Consider the following 22,598-nt stretch of genomic DNA (forward strand, 5'->3'; position numbering starts at 1 on the left):
GCGGAGTAATGGGGAAAGTAAATTCTCCCCGTTACTTGTTAAATCTTCCAGTCGTAATCCACGGTAAGTGGTGCATGGTCTGAGAATTTCTCGTCCTTGTACACCGCAGTTTTCTTGGCTGTAGCAGCAATACCAGGGGTGGTGATGTGATAGTCAATTCGCCAGCCAACATTCTTAGCATAGGCTTGGCCTCGATTACTCCACCAGGTGTAGCAAGTTTCTGTTGCCTCTGGTTCAAGATGTCGATAGACGTCTACGTAACCTACTTTGCTAAAGAGATTGGTAAGCCACGCGCGCTCCTCAGGTAAGAAGCCAGAATTTTTGAGATTCCCTTTCCAGTTCTTCAGGTCAATTTCTTGATGGGCAATATTGACATCGCCGCATAGGACGATTTCGCGACCAGATTTTTTTAGGGAAACGAGATGTGGCAGAAAGCTGTCGAGGTAGCGATATTTAGCTTCTTGACGCTCCTCAGAGCTTGAGCCTGAGGGCATATAAACAGAGATCACTGATAAACCTTTAAAACGGGCTTCAACATAGCGCCCTTCAGCATCAAACTCTTCATTGCCATAGCCGTACAAGACCTCATCTGGCTTATGGGGCGTATAAATACCGCAACCACTGTAGCCCTTTTTCTCCGCATGATGGAAGTAGCCATGCATGCCGTCAGGGTTCAGAATGGCGTCCTCTAGATCATCGCGCTGAGCCTTAAGCTCCTGCATACAAATGAAATCAGCCTTTTGCTTTACAGCCCATGGCAGAAAGCCTTTTTTGACTGCAGAACGGATACCGTTGAGGTTCGCGGAAATGATGCGTAACATATAGGCCTATGAGCTCAAATAATTCAAATCAAGATAACTTTATTCGTTTTGCCTTAGAGGCAAGGGTTTTGTCCTTCGGGGAGTTTAAAACCAAAGCGGGAAGACTCTCACCTTATTTCTTTAATGCGGGTGAATTTAATGATGGAGCTCGTCTAAGCGCCTTGGGTCGTTATTACGCCAAAGCCTTGCAGGAATCGGGCATTCAGTTCGATATGCTTTATGGACCGGCATACAAGGGAATCACACTTGCAGCGGCAACAGCCATTGCGCTGGCAGATGATGGGATTAACGTTCCATATGCTTACAACCGTAAAGAAGCTAAGGATCATGGTGAAGGTGGCATGCTGGTTGGTGCGCCAGTAAAGGGCAGGGTTGTCATCATTGATGATGTAATTTCTGCTGGCACTTCAGTTAGGGAATCCGTTGATCTTATTCGCAAAGCGGGAGGAGAGCCTGCAGCGGTATTGATCGCTTTGGATCGTATGGAGCGCTCAGGCAATGCTGTTGAAATTGGAGACAAGTCTGCAGTGCAGGCCGTAGAGCAAGAATTTGGTTTACCGGTGATTGCAATTGCGAATTTAGCCGGCTTAATGTCTTTCTTAACTTCATCAAGCGATGTGCAGTTAACAAACCACTTGCCCTCAGTAAAGGCCTATCGTGAGAAATACGGAATCTAAGAGCAACCGCTTTTAGATTGTTGTTTCACCCTCAAAGACAGTAACTGCTGGGCCGGTCATGATGACTGGCTGAGCAAGATTATCAATAGTCCCACCCCAGGCAATCTGCAAGTCGCCGCCCCGCGTATGCACTTTTACTGGCGAGTCTAGTAAGCCTCTGCGAATCCCTGAAACCACCGCTGCACAAGCGCCGGTACCGCAGGCTAGCGTTTCTCCAGCACCGCGTTCAAAGACACGCAATTTGATTTCATTGCGATTGATTGCTTGCATGTAACCCACGTTTACTTTTTTCGGAAACGCTGCAAACTGTTCAATTTCTGGGCCTTCTTCTAATACGGGCGCACTATCAACATCACCAACTACTTGGACTGCATGTGGATTGCCCATTGAGAGGACGCCCACCAAACTATCGTGAGTAGCGGGGTAATTCAAAGGAAGCGCATAGAGAGTCTCTTGAAACTCTTGAACGCTTGCCAACCCGGCTGCATTAAATGGAATATGACTGTGCTCAAAAATTGGTGCGCCCATATCCACCTCAACCTGGCCATCCGGATGGGACTTGAGAGTCAGAACGGTGTGTGCCACTTCCACGCGTAATGGATTCTTATTGGAAAGACCTTGATCTAATACAAAGCGTACAAAGCAGCGCGAGCCATTGCCGCATTGCTCTACCTCACCGCCGTCAGCATTAAAAATGCGGTATCTAAAATCAGCATCAGGACGCGTGGCTTTTTCAACCAGGAGAATTTGATCGGCACCAATGCCAAATTGACGATGGGCTAAGGCTTGCCATTGATCCTTGGTAATGCCACTCAAGTCTTGGTCGATACCATTGAGCACAATGAAGTCATTGCCAGCACCATGCATTTTGGTGAAGCGTAGCTTGCGTGCTGGATTGTTAGTATTGGTGCTCAAAATATTTCCGTTTAATCGTAAAGACTAGGTTCGCCTTCAGGCCTGTGTTTAAAACGCTTATGAACCCAATAGTACTCTGCTGGTCTTTCTCGAACAAGTTCCTCGATATATCGATTTAGGCGAGCAGTATCTTTTTCAACATCATCGCTAGGGAAGTTTGGCAATGGCTCACTAATATGGCAGGTATAGCCCTTGCGGTCTTTGTTTAAGGTAGTTGTCATTAAACATACTTCAGCGCCACTGAGTCTTGCCAGGCGGGAGACTGAGGTAATGGTGTTGGTCTGTATGCCAAAGAAGGGCACAAAGATAGAGTCACGTGGACCCAAGTCAATATCGGGGGCGATGAAAATAAAGTTGCCTGTTTGAATTTCACGAATCAGGTCACGTAAGCGGCTCTGTCGCTCAATGGACTTTCCGCCAAAGCGATTTCTCCACTCAATCATTTTTTGATTGAAGAATGGGTTCTTCATATTTTGATAAAGTCCTGCGCCACGTGGCCAGTCGTGTTGATTGGCTAAGACGGAAAGTGCCATGAAGCCGCCTTCAAGTCCAACAAAGTGTGGATTAATCAGTAGGCGTGGCTTGCGATCTCCCAAAGTAATCGCTGATGCAATGGTGACGATATCGGTAATTTGTTTGCCACTACCCAACCAGATGCGACTTCTCTCTAATACGCTGCGGCCAAATAATTTCCAGTGCTCAGTCGCCAGATCATCAATTGCTTTTTCGCTGAGATTGGGAAAGCACAGGCGTAAATTGGTTTTCACTACGTGGGTGCGGCTGTTTGGGGTGTGGGCAGCAAGCCAGCCCAGGCCATAGCCCACATGGACGGTAATCGTATAAGGCAGGAAGGCAAAGAGGCGCAAAAGACTGAGCGCCAAAAAATTGAAGAGGTTTTGTAACCAGGTCATTTCAAAAATGATAGCGAATTTATTTAATTGCTTGGGGGCAATTCTGCACCGGCAGGATGCTTATAGCGGTTGTATGACCAAATGAATTGTTCTGGCGCGACCAGAACTGCATTTTCAATTGCAACGTTGAGTTCTGCAGCGGCAAGATTGGCATCCTCAGATAAAGGCACAAGGCGAGTAGCCTGCATGAGCCATCCTTGGCCAATACCTTTGCGCTTAGCGGTAAACATGACTACTGGCGTGTTATTCCGATTAGCTAGACGCGCTGGTAGTGGCGTTGTGTAAGCAGGACGCCCAAAGAATGGGACCCAAACACCTTCGCCACCACTAGGCACTTGATCTGGAAGAATGCCAATCGCTTGGCCTCGGGTGAGCGCTCTAGTCATTTGGCGCACGCCATTGAGGTTGGTCGGCACGAAATGCATATTTGGATAGGCGCGGCCTTCTTCCACTACTTCATTGAGCCATTCTTGGCGTGAAGGTCGATAGAGAATCGTTGCTGGGAAATGCTGTGCGAGAACACGTGGAATGATCTCAAAGCCACCGAGGTGAGGGGTCAGCATCACTAAGCCATGCCCTTCGCCGATCGCCGCTTCAACCACATCCCAGTTTTGCACTTCCACTAATTTCAGTGCTTTTGCAGGGTTGCGCCAAATCCACAAGCTGTCTGAAAACAGCATTCCAGAGGCTCTTACTGCATCCCAAAGCTTGAATGTCAGACCCCGTGCATCAACTACCGCTTCGTATTGGGGTCTAAAGAGTGAGCGATATTGCTTGGAGCCAAGGTAAGCCAACATGCCTAAACAGGCCCCAATCACTTGCACAAGCGCAAGAGGAAGCACGGCAATCGCATTAAGGCAGAGCTTGAGAAGGAGTTTTCGCACCCCCTAATGATATTCAATGCCGCTCTGAGTGTGTGGATTTCAGCATGCCTTGCTGAATTAGGCATTTTTCGGATAGAATCCACCCATCGCTGAGTTAAGGCAACTTGCAGGGCGATTCATAAATTCTGCTAAAGCGTCGCCGTTGTAGTTCCTGGCACGTCGAGTTGTCCCAATGATCGTGTTAATTATTAAAGGAATATGCAATGGCAAATGATTACTTCTTTACCTCAGAATCCGTTTCTGAAGGTCACCCCGATAAAGTAGCAGACCAAATCTCTGATTCGATTCTTGATGCCATCTTGGCTCAAGATCCTACTGCACGTGTTGCAGCAGAAACTTTGTGCAACACCGGCTTAGTCGTTTTGGCTGGTGAAATCACTACAAACGCTAACGTTGACTACATTCAAGTTGCTCGCAACACTTTGCGTGAAATTGGTTATGACAACACTGACTACGGCATCGACTACAAAGGTTGTGCAGTATTGGTTGCTTACGACAAGCAAAGCCCTGATATCGCTCAAGGTGTTGATAAAGCCCACGATGACGGTTTAGACCAGGGTGCTGGCGACCAAGGCCTCATGTTTGGTTACGCTTGCGATGAAACTGCAGAGCTCATGCCTTTGCCAATTCACTTGTCACATCGCTTGGTTGAGCGTCAATCACAGTTGCGTCGCGATGGCCGTTTGAACTGGTTGCGTCCTGATGCGAAGTCACAAGTGACCTTGCGTTATGTGGATGGCAAGCCTGATTCTATTGATACTGTTGTGCTGTCTACTCAACACGATGAAGAAATTTCTCTCGAAAAATTACGTGAAGCAGTAATCGAAGAAATTATCAAACCAGTATTGCCTAAGCATTTGATCAAAGGTGCGATTAATTTCTTGGTAAACCCAACTGGACGTTTTGTTATCGGCGGACCACAGGGCGATTGTGGTTTAACTGGCCGCAAAATTATTGTGGACACCTACGGTGGTGCAGCCCCTCACGGCGGCGGCGCATTCTCTGGTAAAGATCCATCTAAGGTTGACCGCTCTGCTGCATACGCTGGACGTTATGTTGCGAAGAATGTGGTTGCTGCTGGTTTGGCAAGCAAGTGCTTGATTCAGATCTCTTACGCGATTGGTGTTGCAAAACCAACTTCAGTGATGGTGAGCACTTTTGGCACAGGCAAGATCTCTGATGAGAAGATTGCTCAATTGGTTTCTGAGCACTTTGACTTGCGTCCAAAAGGTATTGTGAAGATGTTGAATCTCTTGCGCCCAATTTATAAAAAGACTGCTGCTTATGGCCACTTTGGTCGTGAAGAGCCAGAATTTACTTGGGAGCAAACAGATAAAGCAGCCGCATTACGTGCCGCAGCAGGCCTGTAAGCAGGAAATACGCAGTTTGTAGGTGTATTGAGGCGAAATATACCGTAATTGTTTACAATTACGGTATACCTTCAAGGAGCGTTGCAAGGAATGCTGAGACCCAGCACTTCCCCAGGCTTGAAGGGAGTGGGCTCTAAGGTAACCCCCGGAGTTTGCTAATTGCAACCGCGCTCGCTAACCCATGATTCAATGGCTAGCGAGTTTCTACTCCAGCATTGGATCGTATTTAGCTGGAGCATTAATGAATACCGTAACTGACTTAAATAACTTTGTTGCAACTCGTTGCGCAATTGCTGATATTTCTTTGGCTGACTTTGGCCGCAAAGAAATCGCTATTGCTGAAACTGAGATGCCTGGCTTGATTGCCATTCGCGATGAATTTGCTGCACAACAGCCATTGCGTGGCGCACGCATTACTGGCTCTTTGCACATGACTATTCAAACTGCGGTATTGATCGAGACGCTTGAAGCGCTCGGTGCTGAAGTTCAATGGGCGTCTTGCAATATTTTCTCTACACAAGACCATGCTGCCGCTGCAATCGCTGCTAATGGCACGCCAGTATTTGCGATCAAGGGCGAAACCCTTGAGCAGTATTGGGACTTTACTCACCGCATTTTTGAGTGGGCTGATGGCGGCTACACCAATATGATTTTGGATGATGGCGGCGATGCTACTTTGTTGTTGCACCTTGGTGCACGCGCTGAGAAAGATCAAGCTTGCTTGAATAATCCAACTAGCGAAGAAGAAACTATTTTGTTCGCAGCCATTAAGAAAAAATTAGAGCAAGATCCAACTTGGTATTCAACACGCTTAGAAAAAGTTAAAGGCGTTACAGAAGAAACCACTACTGGCGTACATCGCCTGTATCAAATGTTTGCTAAGGGCGACTTGAAGTTCCCTGCAATCAACGTAAATGACTCTGTTACCAAGAGCAAGTTCGATAATCTCTATGGTTGCCGCGAGTCCTTGGTTGATGCAATTAAGCGCGCTACTGACGTAATGGTGGCCGGTAAGGTTGCTGTAGTTTGCGGTTATGGCGACGTGGGTAAGGGCTCAGCCCAAGCATTGCGCGCTTTATCAGCTCAGGTTTGGGTGACTGAAGTAGATCCAATCTGCGCATTACAAGCTGCAATGGAAGGCTACCGTGTTGTGACGATGGATTACGCTGCTGATAAAGCGGACATTTTTGTTTCTGCAACGGGCAACTATCATGTGATTACACATGACCACATGGCAAAGATGAAGAATCAAGCTATCGTTTGTAACATTGGCCACTTTGATAATGAGATTGATGTTGCTGGTATTGAGAAATACAAGTGGGAAGAGATCAAGCCACAAGTTGACCATGTGATTTTCCCAGCCGCTAATGGCAAGCCTGAAAAGCGCATCATCATTTTGGCCAAAGGTCGCTTGGTTAACCTTGGTTGCGGTACAGGACATCCTTCATACGTAATGAGCTCTTCATTTGCAAACCAAGTGATTGCTCAAATCGAATTGTGGAATGCAGTCGGTACAGATAAATACCCAGTCGGCGTTTACACATTGCCTAAGCATTTGGATGAGAAGGTTGCCCGTTTACAGCTCAAGACTCTGAATGCAGAGTTAACAGTGTTGTCTGATCAGCAAGCTTCTTACATTGGCGTAACGAAGGAAGGCCCATACAAGGCTGACCACTATCGTTATTAATCCAGTCACATAGAAACCTAGGCCCAAAATCATGGAATTAAGCGTCGAATTCTTTCCTCCAAAAACACCTGAAGGTGAGAGTAAGTTGCACCTGGTGCGCGAGCGTTTTTCTGAAACGCTCAAGCCCGCCTTTTATTCCGTGACCTTTGGTGCCGGTGGCTCTACTCAGTCTGGCACATTAAAAGTGGTGAGCGATATTCATGCTGCTGGTGCAGCTGTTGCTCCCCATTTGTCTTGTGTCGGTAGCTCACGTGAAAGCGTGCGCGAGATGCTCAAGCAATATCAAGCCTTAGGTGTGAAACGCATTGTGGCTTTACGCGGTGATTTGCCATCTGGCATGGGTCAGTATGGCGAGTTTCATCATGCCAATGAATTGGTTGAATTTATTCGCACAGAAACAGGCGATTGGTTTCATATTGATGTAGCTGCTTATCCAGAAACGCATCCACAGGCAAAGTCGCCTGCTTGTGATATCGATTTCTTTGTGCAAAAGATGAAGGCGGGTGCAAACTCTGCTGTCACTCAGTATTTTTACAATAGCGATGCGTACTTTCGCTTTGTCGACGAGGCTTATGAATTAGGCGTTACACAGCCAATCATTGCTGGCATTATGCCGATTACCAATAGCAGCCAATTATTGCGATTCTCTGATGCCTGTGGCGCAGAAATTCCACGCTGGATTCGTTTACGTCTTCAATCCTACGGTGATGACATTGCGTCTATTCGTGCATTTGGTGAAGAAGTAGTGACCGACTTGTGTGATCAGTTGTTAACTGCCGGTGCACCTGGCATTCATTTCTACTCGCTAAATCAGGCTGATGCAGTTTTAGCGATTGCAGACAATTTGGACTTAACGAAGTAAATCAACTAAGTAAGCCAGACTCCGTCAATAGCATATCCAAGGGCTCGTCATGTGTTTGAGCGGCCCATTGAGAATCATCTAATTTTTGCCAATCAAATCCAATCCCCATGCAAATGAGGCTTGGATTATCTTTTCGTAGTTGGGCTAGGGTTCGATCAAAATACCCGCCGCCATAGCCTAGTCGCCAGTAGTTTGCTTTTCCGCTCACAACAGAGCTAGACCAGCCTACGCACGGAATTAGGATGCAGTCAGGAATAAGTTGTGGCCTGGCGGTGTTTTCTGGACTGGGCTCAGGCACGCCGTGCGCGCTTGGAATTAATGCATCCCCCTCTTGCCACTCGTAGAAATCAAGATGCTTATCTGGACGCGCATAGGGCAGTGCTAAGCGACGCTGTGGGGCATTCTTCATCCAGCTTAATAAAGTTGGGCGTAAATCAATTTCATCTTGAATGGGCCAATAAAGGGCGATTGAGTGAATGGATTTGCTCTCATCGACTAAAAAATGATTGAGACCTGCAATTAGACCTGCTTTTGCAGAGGCGTAGCTATTCCCAGAAGTAAATTCTTTGCGTTGTTTTAATAAATCCTGGCGAAGAGTTTTTGGTGAATTACCGTGCATATCGACCATTATCAGGCGAAAATTAAAGGATATAGTAATCAAGTGCTGCCAGGCCTCTAGCCTTGCAAATAGAGATAGGGTTGGATTGGAAGAATGAAGTTTGTAACAGTAAACAGCAAATACCTTGGATGGGCCAAAATTCTGGTTTTGGGCCTAGCCCTAGGCGCGTTCAATTCCTATGCCGAAAAGCTGAAGAAGCCAAGCCTGCCTAAGTCTTATGAAAGCAAGGTAGCCCCTGCTGAAATTACCGATACCGATCGGATATTTATCGATTTGCGCGAAGCTGCAAAAAAGAATGATGTATTTCGTACGCAGCAACTTTCATCTAATTTGGCTAATTACCCATTTGATGACTATGTAGCCTACTTCCGAATCAAGCCGCAATTATTTGATAGTGCTGGCGGTGCACGTAATGACTATGGCGCAGATGCTCAAGTAGTCGCATTCTTAAATCAATACCAAGGTACAGCATTGGCTGACCGTATGCGCAATGATTGGTTATTAGTGTTGGGTAAGCGTAGAGACTGGGCACGCTTTGATGTGGAGTACGCTAAGTTTGTATTGGATGACGATACACAAGTGAAGTGCTATTCCTTGTTGTCTAAATTATCTCAAGGCGAAAACCCAGCTAAATTAGCCATTGATGCACGAGCAGTGTTATTGGACCCAAGCTATTTTGGACAAGCATGCCAAGAATTGGTTCCATCTTTAGTTGCTGCAGGTGGTATATCCCCAAGTGAGGCCAAAGCTATTGGGCGTGCGGCGAGTGAGAAAGGCTACGACACCATGGCACGACGTCTTGGTGGTGAAGATCCGATAGCCGATATTGTTAAAGCTGCAAAGGCTGATCCAGCAAAGGCCTATCGCGACTTTTCTCAAAACGCTTCACGCTATAGCAAAGAAAACCAGGCCGTTGCTTGGGGCGTGATTGGACAATTTTTAGCCAAGAAATTAGATCCTAATGCGGATGATGCCTACCGCTTGCAACAAGAGTTAGGCTATAACGAGCTTCTTTCAGTCGAGTCACAAGAGTGGAAAGTGCGCGCAGGCTTGCGTGCTAAAGATTGGACCTTAATTAAAAATGCGATTGATGGCATGAACCTGGCAGTGCGTGCTAAAGATCCCGCATGGACCTATTGGTATGGCCGCGCATTAAAGGCCGAAGGCCAAGATGCAAAGGCCAAAGACAGTTTTGAGTTGATTGCCGATCAATACAATTTTTATGGCCAGCTTGCGCGCGAAGAATTAGGAAAATCCAATAATGCGCCTGCTAAAACGAAAGTGACTGAGCAGGAGATAGATGCGATGGCCAGCCGCAAGGGCTTTATTCGTGGTGAGCGCTTGTATTCCATGAATCTTCGCTTCGAAGGTAATCGTGAATGGAATTGGGAATTACGCAATATGACCGACAAGCAGTTGTTAGCAGCTGCCGAATATGCAAAACGAATCAATTTATATGACCGTGTCGTTAACACTGCCGATCGTACCAAGCAAGAGCATGACTTTAGCTTGCGCTACCCAACTCCGTACAAAGAAGAGCTATCTCCAATTGCGCGTCAAATAGATCTCAATCTTGCTTGGGCTTACGGCTTAATTCGTCAAGAGTCACGCTTCATTATGAATGCTGCCTCTTCTGTGGGTGCATCTGGCTTAATGCAGGTGATGCCGAATACTGCAAAGTACGTAGCTAAGAAAATTGGGATGCCCAATTACACCAATGACAAATTGAGTGATATGAATACCAATTTAACTTTAGGTAGTAATTATTTAAATATGGTTTTGATCGATTTAGATGGGTCTTGGGTTTTGGCCTCTGCAGCCTATAACGCAGGCCCTTCGCGCTCAAAGGCTTGGCGGGAAAAATTATCTGGCCCTACAGAGGGGGCTATTTTTGCTGAAACTATTCCATTTACTGAGACACGTGTATACGTGAAGAACGTACTCTCTAATGCAAATTACTATTCATCGGTGATGAGTGGTCAGCCGCAATCTTTAAAGCAGCGCTTGGGTGTCATTACACCGAAGGCTGCTACTCAATCTGAGCTTCCTTAAACAATCAATCACCTAGCTAAGCAAAGAAAGCTTCTTATGAAATATGACATCCTTTTAATCGGGGGCAATGGATTTGTGGGGCGTGTAATTGCTGCACAGCTTCAGCTAGCTGGTTATTCCGCGCTGGTTCCAACGGGTCATTTGGGTGCTGCACGTGAATTGCGTATGTTGCCCCAGGTACACGTCGAAGAGGCTGATGTTCATGAGTTTGATGAGCTGCAGAGCCTTTGTGGGCGCATTAAGCAAAATGGTGCTGTGATCAATTTGGTCGGCGTGCTACACGATAAGCCTGCCAAGCCTTATGGAAAAGTATTTAAGGCTGCCCATGTGGAGCTTCCTAAAAATATTATTACCGCAATGCAGTTGCATGGCTTAAAACGCTACTTACATATGAGTGCATTGGGTGCCGATTCTCATGGCCCATCGATGTATCAGGGCAGCAAAGGTGATGGCGAGGCTGCAGTGAAGGCCAGCAATTTAGATTGGACCATCTTTAGACCTTCTGTCATCTTTGGCGCCCAAGATCAATTTATTAATTTGTTTTCTAAGTTGACTAAGTTATTTCCGGCCATGCCTTTAGCCAATTCCCAGGCGCAGTTTCAGCCGGTGAGCGTAGATGATGTTGCAAGTGCATTTGTTAAATCCTTATCGATGCCTCAAACAATTCGTCATTCCTATGACTTAGTTGGCCCAACGGTTTACACCATGAAAGAGATTGTTGAGTTTGCTGCAAGTAAGGCTAAAACCTCGTGCCTCATTATTCCTGTACCAGCTTTTGTGGGTTATCTGCAAGCATTGGCATTTGAATGCTTGCCCGGCCCTACATTGATGTCTCGTGACAATATTGCCTCTATGCAAGTGCCCAATACTTTGCCAGTGAATAGTGTTGATGCGTTGCTGGAAGTATTCAAAATGAGTCGTCGCAGCCTAGAGGGTATGCAGTAATGAAAATCTACGCAGTAGGCGGAGCCATTAGGGACACCCTCATGGGTTTGCCTGTGCACGACATTGATTATGTTGTGGTGGGCTCCAGCGTAGATGAGATGATTGCTAAGGGCTTTCGTCCGGTGGGCAAAGATTTCCCAGTGTTTTTGCATCCAGAGACGCAGGCTGAATATGCACTGGCGCGCACTGAGCGCAAGACTGGTAAGGGCTATAAAGGCTTTAACTTCCATGCCGATCCTTCCGTCACTCTGGAGCAAGACTTAGAGCGTCGTGATTTAACAATCAATGCGATGGCGCAAGAAGTAGGTGCTGATGGAAAGCCATTTGGGCCGATTATTGATCCTTATAACGGCCAAGAAGATTTAGCTGCCAAAGTATTTCGTCACGTGTCAGATGCATTTGCAGAAGATCCATTGCGTCTCTTGCGTATTGCTCGCTTTGCTGCGCGCTTCCCCGAATTTAGTGTTGCTGCTGAAACGCTCAGTGCTTTAAAAGCGATCGCTCAATCAGGTGAGTTAAATGCTTTATCCGCAGAGCGTATTTGGCAGGAGCTGGCTAGAGGCTTGGTTGCCTCTAGGCCGATGCGCTTGTTTCAAGTCTTATTAGATGCTGACGCAGCCAAAACAGTATTGGCGCCTAGATTGACTGCCGAGCTGTCTGAGGAATCGTTTCGCGAAGAGCTCATCGTCTGTTTTTCCTTAGCTGGAAATAGTATTGAAGAGCGCTGCGCAATTGTCTTAATGAATTTGCCCACAAATGAAATTCGTTCATGGGCTGAATGTGTACGCATGCCAATTGATGTGCGAGATTTCAGTGAAATATTCAGCGATCTGAGGGTCTTGGTCAAGAAATATTCCGATACTGCTTATCAGGCAGTAGATGTTTTAGCTTGGTTCAACCGTGCAGATGTTTGGCGTAAGCCAGATCGAGCCCAAGCACTTTTGAATCTTGCGGACAAATTGGGAATGCCTGTTTCCCCTTTGATCAATGCAATGCGCACCACTCAAGCCATCAATACCGCCGAAATAATTGCTGGGGTTGCTGCAGAAGATCGATCTAATGGTGAGCGCATTGGTAGTGCATTTGAGTCTGCTCGGTTGTCTGCAATTGCTGCTGCTCTAGCGGCTTAAAAAACTTCTACAGCCTATTTCTGCCGCGTAGACCTGGCAGATCTTCAAGTACATATCCCGGTAGTAGGCTCTCTAATTTCTTAGAAAATGCAAAAGTTTTAAAGAGTTCGCCCATCTCTGCTTCAGACAATAATTTTTGCAAAGAATTTGAGATTGGCAGGAAGGTTTCTGGATCGCTTGGATCGCCAATTTCTAAAGCAATTTCACCAATACCAGCATCCAATAGATACGCAGCCTGGTTTGTAAGATATACATCATCTACATTTTCAGCCAATGCGCTACGAGCAATTTGCGACCATTCAACGTGTGTTGTTAAATCACAAAGACCAGGTAGATGAAATGGATCTTGAATTGCATGATGGCGATGGTGGGCCATTAAGGTGCCTTCAAGTCTTTGCTGGTGGTAATACTCGCTTTCTGGAAAGCCATAGTCAAACGTGAGGAATAGGCCGGCATCTAAATGTTTTGCAACCTGTTGCATCCATGCATTTGCTGGCGCGTGTAGTTCAGTGATATAGTCTTCAGAGAAGTTGCCGCTGAGAAGGCCTTTAGGAAGTAGTTGTTGCTCGACTGGCAAGCCTGCCCTCCAAATGAGCTTATCGTTTTCAAATGCAACACCGTACCAATACCAAAATCCATTTTGATAAATGATGGCATCACAAGGAATGGCATCGATCACTTCATTGGCCAGAATGATGCCTTTGAAATTTTCAGGCAACTCCGTTAACCAATTGCATTGCGTCTTAAGATTGAGTAGCCCAACGGAGCCTCCAATTCTTTCTTGTTGTCTCTGGGCTAAGTCAGGTGAAATTTCGATAATGTCGTAGCGATCCAAATGAAAGCCGAGATCATTAAGACGAGTGAGTATTGAAGTGGCGAGCTTGCCCGTCCCGGCGCCAAACTCTAGGAGTTGAGTGGGAAGACCTTTTCCCCTTAACCCCTCGAGCACTGGCAAGAGAGTAGAGCAAATAGCTGCGCCAAAGAGGGGGCTTAATTCCGGGGCAGTAGTGAAATCGCCGCCGGCACCTAGTTTGTGAGCGCCAGCGCTGTAATAACCCATTCCGGGCTCATATAAAGCCATCTCCATATAGCGAGAGAATGGCAGCCAGCCGCCCTTTAGGGCGATTTGAGAGGCTATTTTGCCCTTTAGAAGAGCACTATGCTCCGTTTCAAGGCTGGTCAAGGTAATATCCATAGCTCGCTAGTCTAAGAGAATTTAATTGAACCCTAGTTCAAAGCCCCTATCCCAGCAAGGAAAAGCAGTTTTAGTGACTGGCGCCGCAAAGCGTCTAGGTCGCGAAATTGCCTTGCAGTTTGCCCGTCAGGGCTGGGATGTTGCCGTTCATTATGGGCGATCTGAGCAGGAGGCCCAAGAAACTGTCAGAGAAATCGAAATGATGGGTGTGAAAGCCCAAGCTTTCCAGGCGGACTTGGCTGATGAGGTCGCCACTAAAAATCTTTTTTTAGCTATTAGCAAGACATTCCCTAATTTGGTCTGCTTAGTAAATAGCGCGTCTATCTTTGAATATGACCGCGCCAACTCCAGCACCCCGTTAAGTGGGAAAAGTTTGCAAGACCATATGCAAGTCAATTTGACTACACCAATTTTGTTGTCTCAGATGATGTTTGAGTTTCAAAAAAGTAAGCCAAATACATCCGATACGATCTCAGCATTGATTCCAGTAGTAATTCAATTGCTAGATCAAAAGTTGATTAACCCTAATCCAGATTATTTGTCTTACACATTGTCTAAAGCAGCGTTACTTTCTTCCGTTGAATTATTGGCAATGGATTTTGCGCCTCATCTAAGAGTCGTTGGATTAGCGCCCGGAATCTCTTTGCCATCAGGTGATCAAACAATGGATGGTTTTTCCAAGGCCCATCAAATGACGCCGCTAGGTAGATCCTCATCGCCTGCAGATATTGCAAAGGCAGCCGTATTTTTGGCTGACTCTAGTGCCATCACCGGAACTACCTTATATGTAGACGGCGGGCAACATTTATTGCCATCATCACGTGATGTGATGTTCAAAACTAATTAAGTATTTTAAAAAGCAAATATACATGCACGCTATTCTTTCTCATCCCGCCCTTGTCGACTGTCGCCGTTTATTTCTCCGGGACTATGAGATTTATATCAACATCGGAGTTCATGACTTTGAGAAAAAAGCAGAGCAGCGCGTCATACTCAATGTGGACTTATATATTCCCCTTGAAATGAATACGCCAACCAATGATCAGTTGGATGAGGTGGTCGATTACGACTTCATGCGTGAAACTATTAAGGCTCGGGCCTTTCAGGGGCATATTCATTTACAGGAAACCTTTTGCGATGACATCGTGACGGCAATGTTGTTACACCCAAAGGTGTTGGCTGCGCGTGTGAGCACTGCTAAGCCGGATGTCTATCCTGATTGCCACTCTGTGGGTGTTGAAGTATTTCGTATCAAGACTTCTTAAATAGAATTTAGAAAAGAACTCTTATGGGCGATATTCGTAAAGTGGTCTTCGAAGAAAATAAGCTAGAGAAAAAACTCTGTCGCTTGGTAGGTCAGGCCATTGGCGACTTTGGCATGATTGAAGAGGGCGACAAAGTGATGGTGTGTGTATCGGGTGGCAAAGATAGCTATGCCATGCTCGATATCCTGATGAAGTTGCGAGAGCGCGCACCGATCAATTTTGAAATTATTGCAGTGAACTTAGATCAAAAGCAGCCTAATTTCCCCGCTGAAATCTTGCCCAATTATTTGAAGAGTTTAGGTGTTCAGTATCACATTGAAGAACAAGATACTTACAGCATTGTGAAGCGCGTTATTCCAGAGGGTAAAACCACTTGTGGATTGTGCTCACGCTTGCGTCGTGGCATTTTGTATCGTGTGGCGGATGAGTTGGGCGCAACGAAGATTGCTTTAGGTCATCATCGTGATGACATTCTAGAAACTTTGATGCTCAATATGTTTTATGCGGGCAAGCTAAAAGGGATGCCGCCCAAGTTGCGCTCAGATGATGGCAAACATATAGTGATTCGCCCCTTGGCATATGTCCCCGAGAAACTGCTTGAACGTTATGCGGCAGACATGAATTTCCCGATTATTCCGTGCGATTTATGTGGAAGTCAGCCTAATTTGCAGCGTCAGGTCATGAAAGAAATGCTGCGCGATTGGGAAAAAAAGCATCCAGGACGGGTAGAGAACTTATTTCGCTCTATGCATCACATTGTCCCCTCCCATTTGATGGATGGCGAAGCTTTTGATTTCAAAAATCTGGAGATTTCCACCGAGTTAGCGGGTATTGCTGCTAGATCTTCTGGCGACAGGGCAATTGATGAGGCCGAATTGGATGAATTAGCCTGTGGAACCATGATTCAGGGGACTTATAATCCCCCTTTATGAATATCGTCATTTTGGCTGCTGGGCAAGGAAAGCGGATGAAATCCGCGCTGCCCAAGGTCCTGCAAATTCTCGCAGGCAAGCCCCTGCTCCAACACGTTCTCAATACCGCGCTTTCACTACAAGACAAGAAGTCTAAATCTGGCCCCGTTGTAGTGATTGGTCATGGCGCAGCAGATGTAAAAACATTCTTGCTAAACACAAGCAAGGAAGACCCAAGCTTTGACAAAGTAAGCACTGCGCTGCAAGCTGAACAAAAAGGAACGGGTCATGCGCTATTGCAAGCCTTGCCTAAATTAGATGTTCAAGAGCCCACTTTAGTTTTATATGGCGATGTTCCCCTCACTACAAAAAAGACACTAGCCAAATTAGCGAAGTTAGCTGATGGTGTTCGCGGTCAAGACAGTGCACTCGCGCTCCTAACTCAAAACCTTGCCAATCCAACTGGATACGGCCGGATTGTTCGTGATGCAGATGGTTCTGTGAAAGAGATCATCGAAGAAAAGGATGCGACGCCTGCACAAAAATCGATTCAAGAAATTAATACCGGCATCATGGTATTGCCAACGAACTCATTAAAGAAGTGGCTCAAGTCTTTACGCGCCAGCAATGCACAGGGCGAGTACTACTTGACTGACGTGATTGCCATGGCTGTTAAAGATGGCGTGCCGATTCGCACAACGCAAGCTGATGATGAGTTTGAAACGATTGGTGTCAATAGTCGTGATCAACTCGCCGCATTAGAGCGTGTGCATCAACTCAATATTGCCCATCAATTAATGGATGCTGGCGTATCGCTTGCTGACCCTGCACGTATTGATGTGCGCGGTACCTTAGAGTGCGGCACTGATGTATCAATTGACGTGGGGTGCGTATTTGAAGGTTGTGTCACTCTAGATGCTGGTACGAAGGTGGGACCATATTGCGTTATTCGCAATAGCGTGATCGGCAAAGCCGTAGCTATTCATGCATATAGCCATGTGGACGGCGCAAGAGTCGGCAATCAATCATTGATTGGCCCCTATGCTCGTTTGCGTCCTGGCGCAGATTTATCAAATGATGTGCATATTGGTAATTTTGTGGAAGTGAAGAACAGCAAAATTGCAGCCAATAGCAAGGCTAATCATTTAGCTTATGTTGGTGACTCCATTGTTGGTTCACGAGTCAATATTGGTGCTGGCACCATTACTTGTAACTACGATGGCGTTAACAAACACCAGACCATTATTGAAGATGATGTCTTCATTGGCTCTGATACTCAGTTGGTTGCACCAGTGCGTGTTGGCCGTGGTGCCACATTGGGCGCAGGAACAACCTTGACTAAAGATGCGCCTGCCAATCAGCTTACAGTATCCAGAGCAAAACAAATTTCCTTACAGTGGCAACGCCCTGTAAAGCAAGAAAAGAAACCAGTGAAAAAAGTTGCCATCAAGAAAGCAACCTCTAAAAAATCAGCAGTAAAGACGGCTGTGGATAAGCCCGTCAAGAAGACGGTTAAAAAAACTGCAAAGGGTAAAAAATAATGTGCGGTATTGTTGGCGCGGCCTCCCATAAAAATATTGTTGATGTTTTGGTTGAGGGTTTACGTCGCCTAGAGTACCGTGGTTATGACTCTTGTGGTTTTGCGGTCATTAATGGCGAGGATGCCAAGCACCCCATCGAAAGAGCTCGAACTACCGCACGTGTTTCTGAATTAGGTGAGCAAGGTAAGGATTTTTTCGGCACCCTGGGTATTGCACACACACGTTGGGCTACCCATGGCAAGCCAGATACCCAAAATGCACACCCACATACTTCAAATGACTTAATTGCTGTCGTACATAACGGCATTATTGAGAACTATGAAGTTCTGCGTTCAGATTTAAAAGCTGCTGGATATGTGTTTACCTCTGAAACAGATACCGAAGTTATCGCCCATTTAATTCACCAGCAATATGTTGCTAGTGGCCAAAAGGATATTGCGGCATCAGTAAGAGCAGTGCTTCCTCAGTTGCATGGTGCATACGCTATTGGTGTGATCGCACAAGATAATCCAAGCACTTTAGTAGGCGCTCGCGTTGGATCCCCTCTAGTGGTTGCTATTGGCGACCATGAGCACTTCTTAGCCTCTGATGCTTTGGCTTTAGCAGGACGTGCTCATTCCATGATGTATCTGGAAGAGGGTGATGTCGCCGTGCTTAAGGCAGATTCCGTTGAGGTAATTGATCAAGCTGGTAAGGGCGCTCAAAGAGAGCTGAAGCCTATGCCTGCTCAAGCTGACTCAGTTGATCTTGGCCCTTATCAGCATTACATGCAAAAAGAAATCTTTGAGCAGCCTAGAGCAATTGGCGACACGCTTGCCAATATCGCTGACTTTGGTCCTGGGCTATTTGAAGCAAAGCCAGAAGATTGGAAAGCTTTTGAGCAGATTTTAATATTGGCATGTGGCACAAGTTATTACTCCGCATGTGTTGCTAAATATTGGCTAGAAGATATAGCTGGTATTCCAACACAAGTAGAAATTGCTAGTGAGTATCGCTATCGCACAACCGTACCTAATCCAAAAACACTCATTGTGGTGGTTTCACAATCTGGTGAGACAGCAGATACCTTGGCAGCATTGCGTCATGCCAAGAGTTTGGGTCACCGCTTTACATTGGCTATTTGTAACGTTGCCAGTAGCGCCATGGTCCGTGAAACCGATTGGCATTTCTTGACCAAGGCTGGTGCTGAAATTGGAGTGGCCTCAACAAAGGCATTTACTACGCAGCTTTTAGCGCTTTATCTCTTGGCGGTTTCGATTGCTAAGCGCGATGGCAGAATTTCTCCAGAAAAAGAGAAAGAGCTCCTGCGTGAATTGCGTCACCTGCCAAAAGCATTGCATGCAGTACTGGCGCTTGAGCCACAAATCATTGCCTGGAGCGATGCTTTTTCTAAGTGTGAAAATGCATTATTCCTTGGGCGTGGAATGCACTACCCAATTGCGCTTGAAGGTGCATTAAAGCTCAAAGAAATTTCTTATATTCATGCTGAGGCATATCCAGCAGGTGAGTTAAAGCATGGGCCGCTTGCTCTAGTTACAGACAAGATGCCGGTTGTTACTGTTGCACCTAATGACGTCTTATTGGAGAAACTCAAATCCAACATGCAAGAAGTCAAAGCGCGTGGTGGCAAGCTTTATGTGTTTGCTGATCAAGATACTCATATCTCTAGCAGCGACGGCATCAATGTCATCAAGCTGCCTGAGCACTATGGCAACCTCTCACCAATATTGCATGTAGTTCCCCTACAGCTATTGGCTTATCACACAGCCTGCGCACGCGGCACTGATGTTGATAAACCCAGGAACCTGGCGAAGAGCGTTACGGTCGAATAATTTTTTACTTGTTTGACTTTCATCTAAAGTTGTGAACAAAATTCAGTAGATAAATCAGGGCTTTACGAAGCTCTGATTGCATTTCTGTGGTCAAATAACCCTTGTAAAAGAGGATATTTGTTGTAACTTATGTTTCTGTCGATACCCCATCTTTCAGGTTTGAAATTGCTTCCGCTAATTTGTGCGCTAGCTCTCTCTGCATGCGCGGTCGGTCCAGACTTTAAGCAACCCGAGGCGCCCAACACATCTTCCTATACTGAAACCCCTCTAGCTAAGAAGCTCGCTACTGCGCCTGGTGTGCCAGGTGGTACAGATCAAGAGTTTGTTGAAGGTGCAGATATAGGGGCGCAATGGTGGGAGCTTTATAAATCTCCTGAGCTTGATGCGCTGATTAAAAGAGCGCTTGAGCAAAATCCAAATTTAGGTGCAGCAGACGCAGCATTGCGTGCTGCGCAAGAAAATGTCAACGCACAGATTGGCGGCCAATACTTTCCAGCGATTGGTGTTGGTGCAAATGCCATAAGACAGAAACAACCTTCAGCCGTATATGGCATGAACTACGGTTCTGATACTTATAACCTCTACAACGCCACAGTTAATGTGACTTACAAGTTAGATGTGTTTGGCGGAGCTCGGAGAGCGGTTGAAGGTGCGCGCGCGCAAGCAGAAGTTGCACAGTTTCAATTGGAAGGCGCTTATCTTTCGTTAACGGCTAACGTAGTGACGAGCGCTGTTAAAGAGGCCGCACTACGTGCACAGATGCAAGCTACCGAAGAAATTCTGAAGGCTCAAACGAATCTTGCCGAAGTAACTGAAAAGCAATTAATCATTGGCACTGTTTCTAGGGTAGACGTCACTTCACAGCGTACCTTGGTATCGAATTCTCAAGTGGATCTCTTCAGCTACGAAAGAAACCTCGCATTTGCACGCAATCAATTGGCAGTGCTAGTGGGAGAGATTCCGAGCAACGCCAATATTGCCAAATTTGATCTGGCCAATTTGCATTTGCCAGAGAAGCTACCTCTATCGGTGCCTTCCAGCCTGGTGCGTCAGCGCCCTGATGTGCGGGCAGCCGAAGCCCAGTTAAAAGCGCAGAATGCTTTCGTGGGTGTTGCAACTGCCAATTTATTGCCGCAATTTAATATCACGGGATCTATTGGTGCGGCCGCGCTGACATCTAGTGGGCTGTTTGGGCCGAACTCTGCCTTATGGAGTTTGGGTGGCGGCATCTTGCAGCCTTTATTTCAGGGTGGTGCTTTGCTGGCGCAACGTCGTGGCGCGATTGCGAACTACGAGCTAGCAGCATTTCAATATCAAGCAACCGTCTTAAATGCATTCCAAGAAGTAGCCAATGCATTACGCGCACTAGAGACTGGTGCACAGGCACTCAAGGCAGCTTCAGATGCAGAGCGTTATGCCTACGAAACTCTGGACTTAGTGCAGCAACAGTACAAACTCGGTACAGCCAGTTATTTAGCAGTGCTCTATTACCAAAATCAGTATCAGCAAGCAAAAGTGAAATCTGTTGCAGCACAAGCAACTCGCTTCTCAGATACGGCAGCTTTATTTGCAGCATTAGGTGGCGGCTGGTGGAATCGTGAAGGCCCTGCTTTTAAACCAAAAGACATAGCGAACAAAGATCAAAATGAAACTTCTGGAACAAATTAAGAACAAGCTCGTTGCTTTGGTTCTTGCCTTGTGGGCATGGACGCAACGTAAAGCAATTGAATGGAAATTACGTGAGAGAGCAATTGCTCTGTGGGAAAAGACCAGGGCCTTTTGGGCGAGCATGGGTCAAAAATGGCGCGGTACCAAGGCTCATGAAAAGCTCATGGCAATGGAGCCCTTGCAACGTCGTATGACCATCATGCTTTGCGGTGTATTTTTATTATTGGGCCTGATCTTCGCTTTCAATCAGCTGAAGACTTTCATGATTAAGCATTTCATTGCGGGCATGGGATTGCCTCCTGCAACGGTATCCACCCTGGTGATTACAAATGCAGAATGGCAGCCTAAATTAACCAGCGTAGGTAATGTCCGTGCATTTAGGGGTGTTGAGCTCAGCACTGAGATTGGCGGCTTAGTGCAGACTGTACCCATTAAGTCAGGTCAAGACGTTAAAGAGGGGGAACTCCTCATTAAATTAAACGATGCATCTGATGTAGCTCAGCTGAATTCTTTAAAAGCAATGGCTGATCTAGCTAAAGTCATTAATGAGCGAGATAGACAGCAGTTAGCAATTCAGGCAATTAGTAAGAACGTATTTGATACGAGCGCTGCTGATTCCAAATCAAAACAAGCGCAGGTTGAGCAACAAACTGCTTTAGTAGCCAAGAAAAACCTCAAAGCGCCATTTAGTGGTCGTGTAGGTATTGTTTCTATCAATCCAGGGCAGTATGTAAACCCTGGCGATAAGTTACTAACGCTACAAACCTTGGATCCTATTTTTGTAGATTTCAACTTACCGCAAAACAATGCCGAACTCATTCAGGTTGGCCAAGAGGTTGAGGTGACTACCGATGCATTTAAGGATGCAAGCTTCACAGGCAAGATTACTGCTGTTAGTCCAAAGGTCGATACCAATACACGCAATATTCAAGTGGAGGCGCAACTCGCTAATCCGGATAAGAAAATTTTGCCGGGCATGTTTGCTAATGTGAATATCAAGCTAGGTGATCAAGTGAAATACCTGACCCTGCCTCAGACAGCAGTTACTTATAACCCATATGGCTCGACCATCTTTATTGCTAAACCTACCGGCAAGAAAGATAAGCAAGGCAATCCAGCCCTTGAGGCACAACAGGTATTTGTAACGACTGGATTAACTCGTGGTGATCAAGTGGCTATTTTGAAGGGTGTTGATGAAGGCGCAACGGTGGTTACTAGTGGCCAGCTCAAACTCAAGAATGGCACGCCGTTGATTATTAACAACAAAGTGCAGCCAGCTAACTCACCCGATCCAAAGCCGCAGGAATAAATAG

At 46.3% G+C, this 22,598-nt stretch carries 20 protein-coding genes and 1 riboswitch; of the genes, 14 read left to right on the forward strand and 6 right to left on the reverse strand.

Annotated elements, in window-relative coordinates:
* Nucleotides 1-38 precede the first annotated feature (38 nt).
* Entirely contained in the window at nucleotides 39-821 is a 783-nt protein-coding gene (locus ICN37_RS05005; protein ID WP_072582611.1) for an exodeoxyribonuclease III, read from the reverse strand.
* Between the two features lie 8 nt (nucleotides 822-829).
* On the opposite strand from ICN37_RS05005, the gene pyrE reads away from it, so the two are divergent.
* Entirely contained in the window at nucleotides 830-1,498 is a 669-nt protein-coding gene (gene pyrE, locus ICN37_RS05010; RefSeq protein WP_215321153.1) for an orotate phosphoribosyltransferase, read from the forward strand.
* A 12-nt stretch (nucleotides 1,499-1,510) separates the two neighbouring features.
* Here pyrE and dapF read toward each other — a convergent pair whose 3' ends face one another.
* From dapF to ICN37_RS05025, 3 genes are read right to left on the reverse strand one after another with little or no spacing between them, the layout of a single operon-like run.
* Nucleotides 1,511-2,365: a diaminopimelate epimerase gene (gene dapF, locus ICN37_RS05015; RefSeq protein ID WP_215322367.1), complete on the reverse strand. Its 855-nt coding sequence runs from the start codon at nucleotides 2,363-2,365 to the stop codon at nucleotides 1,511-1,513.
* 59 nt (nucleotides 2,366-2,424) lie between these two features.
* Nucleotides 2,425-3,324 carry a lipid A biosynthesis acyltransferase gene (locus ICN37_RS05020; protein WP_215321152.1) on the reverse strand — a complete coding sequence of 300 codons (900 nt, stop codon included), beginning with the start codon at nucleotides 3,322-3,324 and terminating at the stop codon, nucleotides 2,425-2,427.
* Nucleotides 3,325-3,347: 23 nt separating this feature from the next.
* Entirely contained in the window at nucleotides 3,348-4,208 is an 861-nt protein-coding gene (locus tag ICN37_RS05025; RefSeq protein WP_216155297.1) for a lysophospholipid acyltransferase family protein, read from the reverse strand.
* A 203-nt stretch (nucleotides 4,209-4,411) separates the two neighbouring features.
* On the opposite strand from ICN37_RS05025, the gene metK reads away from it, so the two are divergent.
* The 3 genes from metK (at nucleotide 4,412) to metF (ending at nucleotide 8,127) form a co-directional block, all read left to right on the forward strand.
* Nucleotides 4,412-5,578 (forward strand): methionine adenosyltransferase, encoded by a 1,167-nt coding sequence (gene metK, locus ICN37_RS05030; protein WP_072582616.1) that lies wholly within the window; start codon nucleotides 4,412-4,414, stop codon nucleotides 5,576-5,578.
* Nucleotides 5,579-5,645: 67 nt separating this feature from the next.
* A riboswitch (S-adenosyl-L-homocysteine riboswitch) is annotated at nucleotides 5,646-5,758 on the forward strand.
* 61 nt (nucleotides 5,759-5,819) lie between these two features.
* Nucleotides 5,820-7,265 carry an adenosylhomocysteinase gene (gene ahcY / locus ICN37_RS05035; protein WP_215322366.1) on the forward strand — a complete coding sequence of 482 codons (1,446 nt, stop codon included), beginning with the start codon at nucleotides 5,820-5,822 and terminating at the stop codon, nucleotides 7,263-7,265.
* Between the two features lie 31 nt (nucleotides 7,266-7,296).
* A complete protein-coding gene (gene metF, locus ICN37_RS05040) occupies nucleotides 7,297-8,127 on the forward strand; it encodes a methylenetetrahydrofolate reductase [NAD(P)H] (RefSeq protein ID WP_216155299.1) in 831 nt (276 codons plus the stop codon).
* 1 nt (nucleotide 8,128) lies between these two features.
* Here the strand turns inward: metF and ICN37_RS05045 are convergent, their stop codons facing one another.
* Entirely contained in the window at nucleotides 8,129-8,746 is a 618-nt protein-coding gene (locus tag ICN37_RS05045) for a 5-formyltetrahydrofolate cyclo-ligase (RefSeq protein ID WP_255538465.1), read from the reverse strand.
* A gap of 93 nt (nucleotides 8,747-8,839) precedes the next feature.
* Between ICN37_RS05045 and ICN37_RS05050 the strand changes: the two genes are divergently transcribed.
* The 3 genes from ICN37_RS05050 to ICN37_RS05060 are packed head-to-tail and all read left to right on the forward strand — an operon-like array spanning nucleotide 8,840 to nucleotide 12,873.
* Nucleotides 8,840-10,798, forward strand: coding sequence for a transglycosylase SLT domain-containing protein (locus ICN37_RS05050; protein ID WP_216155303.1), 1,959 nt, complete (start codon nucleotides 8,840-8,842; stop codon nucleotides 10,796-10,798).
* A gap of 36 nt (nucleotides 10,799-10,834) precedes the next feature.
* Nucleotides 10,835-11,743 (forward strand): complex I NDUFA9 subunit family protein, encoded by a 909-nt coding sequence (locus ICN37_RS05055; protein ID WP_216155305.1) that lies wholly within the window; start codon nucleotides 10,835-10,837, stop codon nucleotides 11,741-11,743.
* Entirely contained in the window at nucleotides 11,743-12,873 is a 1,131-nt protein-coding gene (locus ICN37_RS05060; RefSeq protein ID WP_216155307.1) for a polynucleotide adenylyltransferase, read from the forward strand. Before ICN37_RS05055 ends, ICN37_RS05060 begins: the two co-directional genes overlap by 1 nt.
* A 7-nt stretch (nucleotides 12,874-12,880) precedes the next feature.
* On the opposite strand, the gene ICN37_RS05065 is transcribed toward ICN37_RS05060, so the two are convergent.
* Nucleotides 12,881-14,068, reverse strand: coding sequence for a class I SAM-dependent methyltransferase (locus ICN37_RS05065; RefSeq protein ID WP_216155309.1), 1,188 nt, complete (start codon nucleotides 14,066-14,068; stop codon nucleotides 12,881-12,883).
* A 25-nt stretch (nucleotides 14,069-14,093) separates the two neighbouring features.
* On the opposite strand from ICN37_RS05065, the gene ICN37_RS05070 reads away from it, so the two are divergent.
* The 7 genes from ICN37_RS05070 (at nucleotide 14,094) to ICN37_RS05100 (ending at nucleotide 22,594) form a co-directional block, all read left to right on the forward strand.
* Nucleotides 14,094-14,915: an SDR family oxidoreductase gene (locus ICN37_RS05070; protein ID WP_216155311.1), complete on the forward strand. Its 822-nt coding sequence runs from the start codon at nucleotides 14,094-14,096 to the stop codon at nucleotides 14,913-14,915.
* 22 nt (nucleotides 14,916-14,937) lie between these two features.
* A complete protein-coding gene (locus ICN37_RS05075; protein WP_215321142.1) occupies nucleotides 14,938-15,333 on the forward strand; it encodes a dihydroneopterin aldolase in 396 nt (131 codons plus the stop codon).
* Between the two features lie 23 nt (nucleotides 15,334-15,356).
* A complete protein-coding gene (ttcA, locus tag ICN37_RS05080) occupies nucleotides 15,357-16,265 on the forward strand; it encodes a tRNA 2-thiocytidine(32) synthetase TtcA (protein ID WP_215321141.1) in 909 nt (302 codons plus the stop codon).
* A complete protein-coding gene (gene glmU / locus ICN37_RS05085) occupies nucleotides 16,262-17,785 on the forward strand; it encodes a bifunctional UDP-N-acetylglucosamine diphosphorylase/glucosamine-1-phosphate N-acetyltransferase GlmU (RefSeq protein ID WP_216155313.1) in 1,524 nt (507 codons plus the stop codon). Before ttcA ends, glmU begins: the two co-directional genes overlap by 4 nt.
* The gene (glmS, locus tag ICN37_RS05090; RefSeq protein WP_216155315.1) at nucleotides 17,785-19,617 is read left to right on the forward strand and encodes a glutamine--fructose-6-phosphate transaminase (isomerizing); all 1,833 of its coding nucleotides are present in this window, start codon (nucleotides 17,785-17,787) and stop codon (nucleotides 19,615-19,617) included. Before glmU ends, glmS begins: the two co-directional genes overlap by 1 nt.
* Before the next feature lie 165 nt (nucleotides 19,618-19,782).
* The gene (locus ICN37_RS05095) at nucleotides 19,783-21,285 is read left to right on the forward strand and encodes an efflux transporter outer membrane subunit (RefSeq protein WP_255538466.1); all 1,503 of its coding nucleotides are present in this window, start codon (nucleotides 19,783-19,785) and stop codon (nucleotides 21,283-21,285) included.
* A 169-nt stretch (nucleotides 21,286-21,454) separates the two neighbouring features.
* Complete coding sequence (locus ICN37_RS05100; RefSeq protein WP_216155565.1) at nucleotides 21,455-22,594, forward strand: efflux RND transporter periplasmic adaptor subunit; 1,140 nt, start codon at nucleotides 21,455-21,457, stop codon at nucleotides 22,592-22,594.
* The last annotated feature ends 4 nt before the right edge of the window (nucleotides 22,595-22,598 follow it).

It is taken from the genome of Polynucleobacter sp. P1-05-14 (genome assembly GCF_018881675.1).
Taxonomy (GTDB): Bacteria; Pseudomonadota; Gammaproteobacteria; order Burkholderiales; family Burkholderiaceae; genus Polynucleobacter.

What these genes read in the sequence shown, in the direction of transcription:
- ICN37_RS05055 (WP_216155305.1), top strand. Translation starts at nt 10,835, where the DNA reads ATGAAATATGACATCCTTTTAATCGGGGGCAATGGATTTGTGGGGCGT.
- ICN37_RS05020 (WP_215321152.1), bottom strand. Translation starts at nt 3,324, where the DNA reads ATGACCTGGTTACAAAACCTCTTCAATTTTTTGGCGCTCAGTCTTTTG.
- ICN37_RS05100 (WP_216155565.1), top strand. Translation starts at nt 21,455, where the DNA reads ATGGAGCCCTTGCAACGTCGTATGACCATCATGCTTTGCGGTGTATTT.
- metF (WP_216155299.1), top strand. Translation starts at nt 7,297, where the DNA reads ATGGAATTAAGCGTCGAATTCTTTCCTCCAAAAACACCTGAAGGTGAG.
- ICN37_RS05050 (WP_216155303.1), top strand. Translation starts at nt 8,840, where the DNA reads ATGAAGTTTGTAACAGTAAACAGCAAATACCTTGGATGGGCCAAAATT.
- ICN37_RS05005 (WP_072582611.1), bottom strand. Translation starts at nt 821, where the DNA reads ATGTTACGCATCATTTCCGCGAACCTCAACGGTATCCGTTCTGCAGTC.
- ICN37_RS05065 (WP_216155309.1), bottom strand. Translation starts at nt 14,068, where the DNA reads ATGGATATTACCTTGACCAGCCTTGAAACGGAGCATAGTGCTCTTCTA.
- ahcY (WP_215322366.1), top strand. Translation starts at nt 5,820, where the DNA reads ATGAATACCGTAACTGACTTAAATAACTTTGTTGCAACTCGTTGCGCA.
- ICN37_RS05075 (WP_215321142.1), top strand. Translation starts at nt 14,938, where the DNA reads ATGCACGCTATTCTTTCTCATCCCGCCCTTGTCGACTGTCGCCGTTTA.
- ICN37_RS05045 (WP_255538465.1), bottom strand. Translation starts at nt 8,746, where the DNA reads ATGCACGGTAATTCACCAAAAACTCTTCGCCAGGATTTATTAAAACAA.
- ICN37_RS05060 (WP_216155307.1), top strand. Translation starts at nt 11,743, where the DNA reads ATGAAAATCTACGCAGTAGGCGGAGCCATTAGGGACACCCTCATGGGT.
- pyrE (WP_215321153.1), top strand. Translation starts at nt 830, where the DNA reads ATGAGCTCAAATAATTCAAATCAAGATAACTTTATTCGTTTTGCCTTA.
- ttcA (WP_215321141.1), top strand. Translation starts at nt 15,357, where the DNA reads ATGGGCGATATTCGTAAAGTGGTCTTCGAAGAAAATAAGCTAGAGAAA.
- glmU (WP_216155313.1), top strand. Translation starts at nt 16,262, where the DNA reads ATGAATATCGTCATTTTGGCTGCTGGGCAAGGAAAGCGGATGAAATCC.
- dapF (WP_215322367.1), bottom strand. Translation starts at nt 2,365, where the DNA reads ATGCATGGTGCTGGCAATGACTTCATTGTGCTCAATGGTATCGACCAA.
- metK (WP_072582616.1), top strand. Translation starts at nt 4,412, where the DNA reads ATGGCAAATGATTACTTCTTTACCTCAGAATCCGTTTCTGAAGGTCAC.
- glmS (WP_216155315.1), top strand. Translation starts at nt 17,785, where the DNA reads ATGTGCGGTATTGTTGGCGCGGCCTCCCATAAAAATATTGTTGATGTT.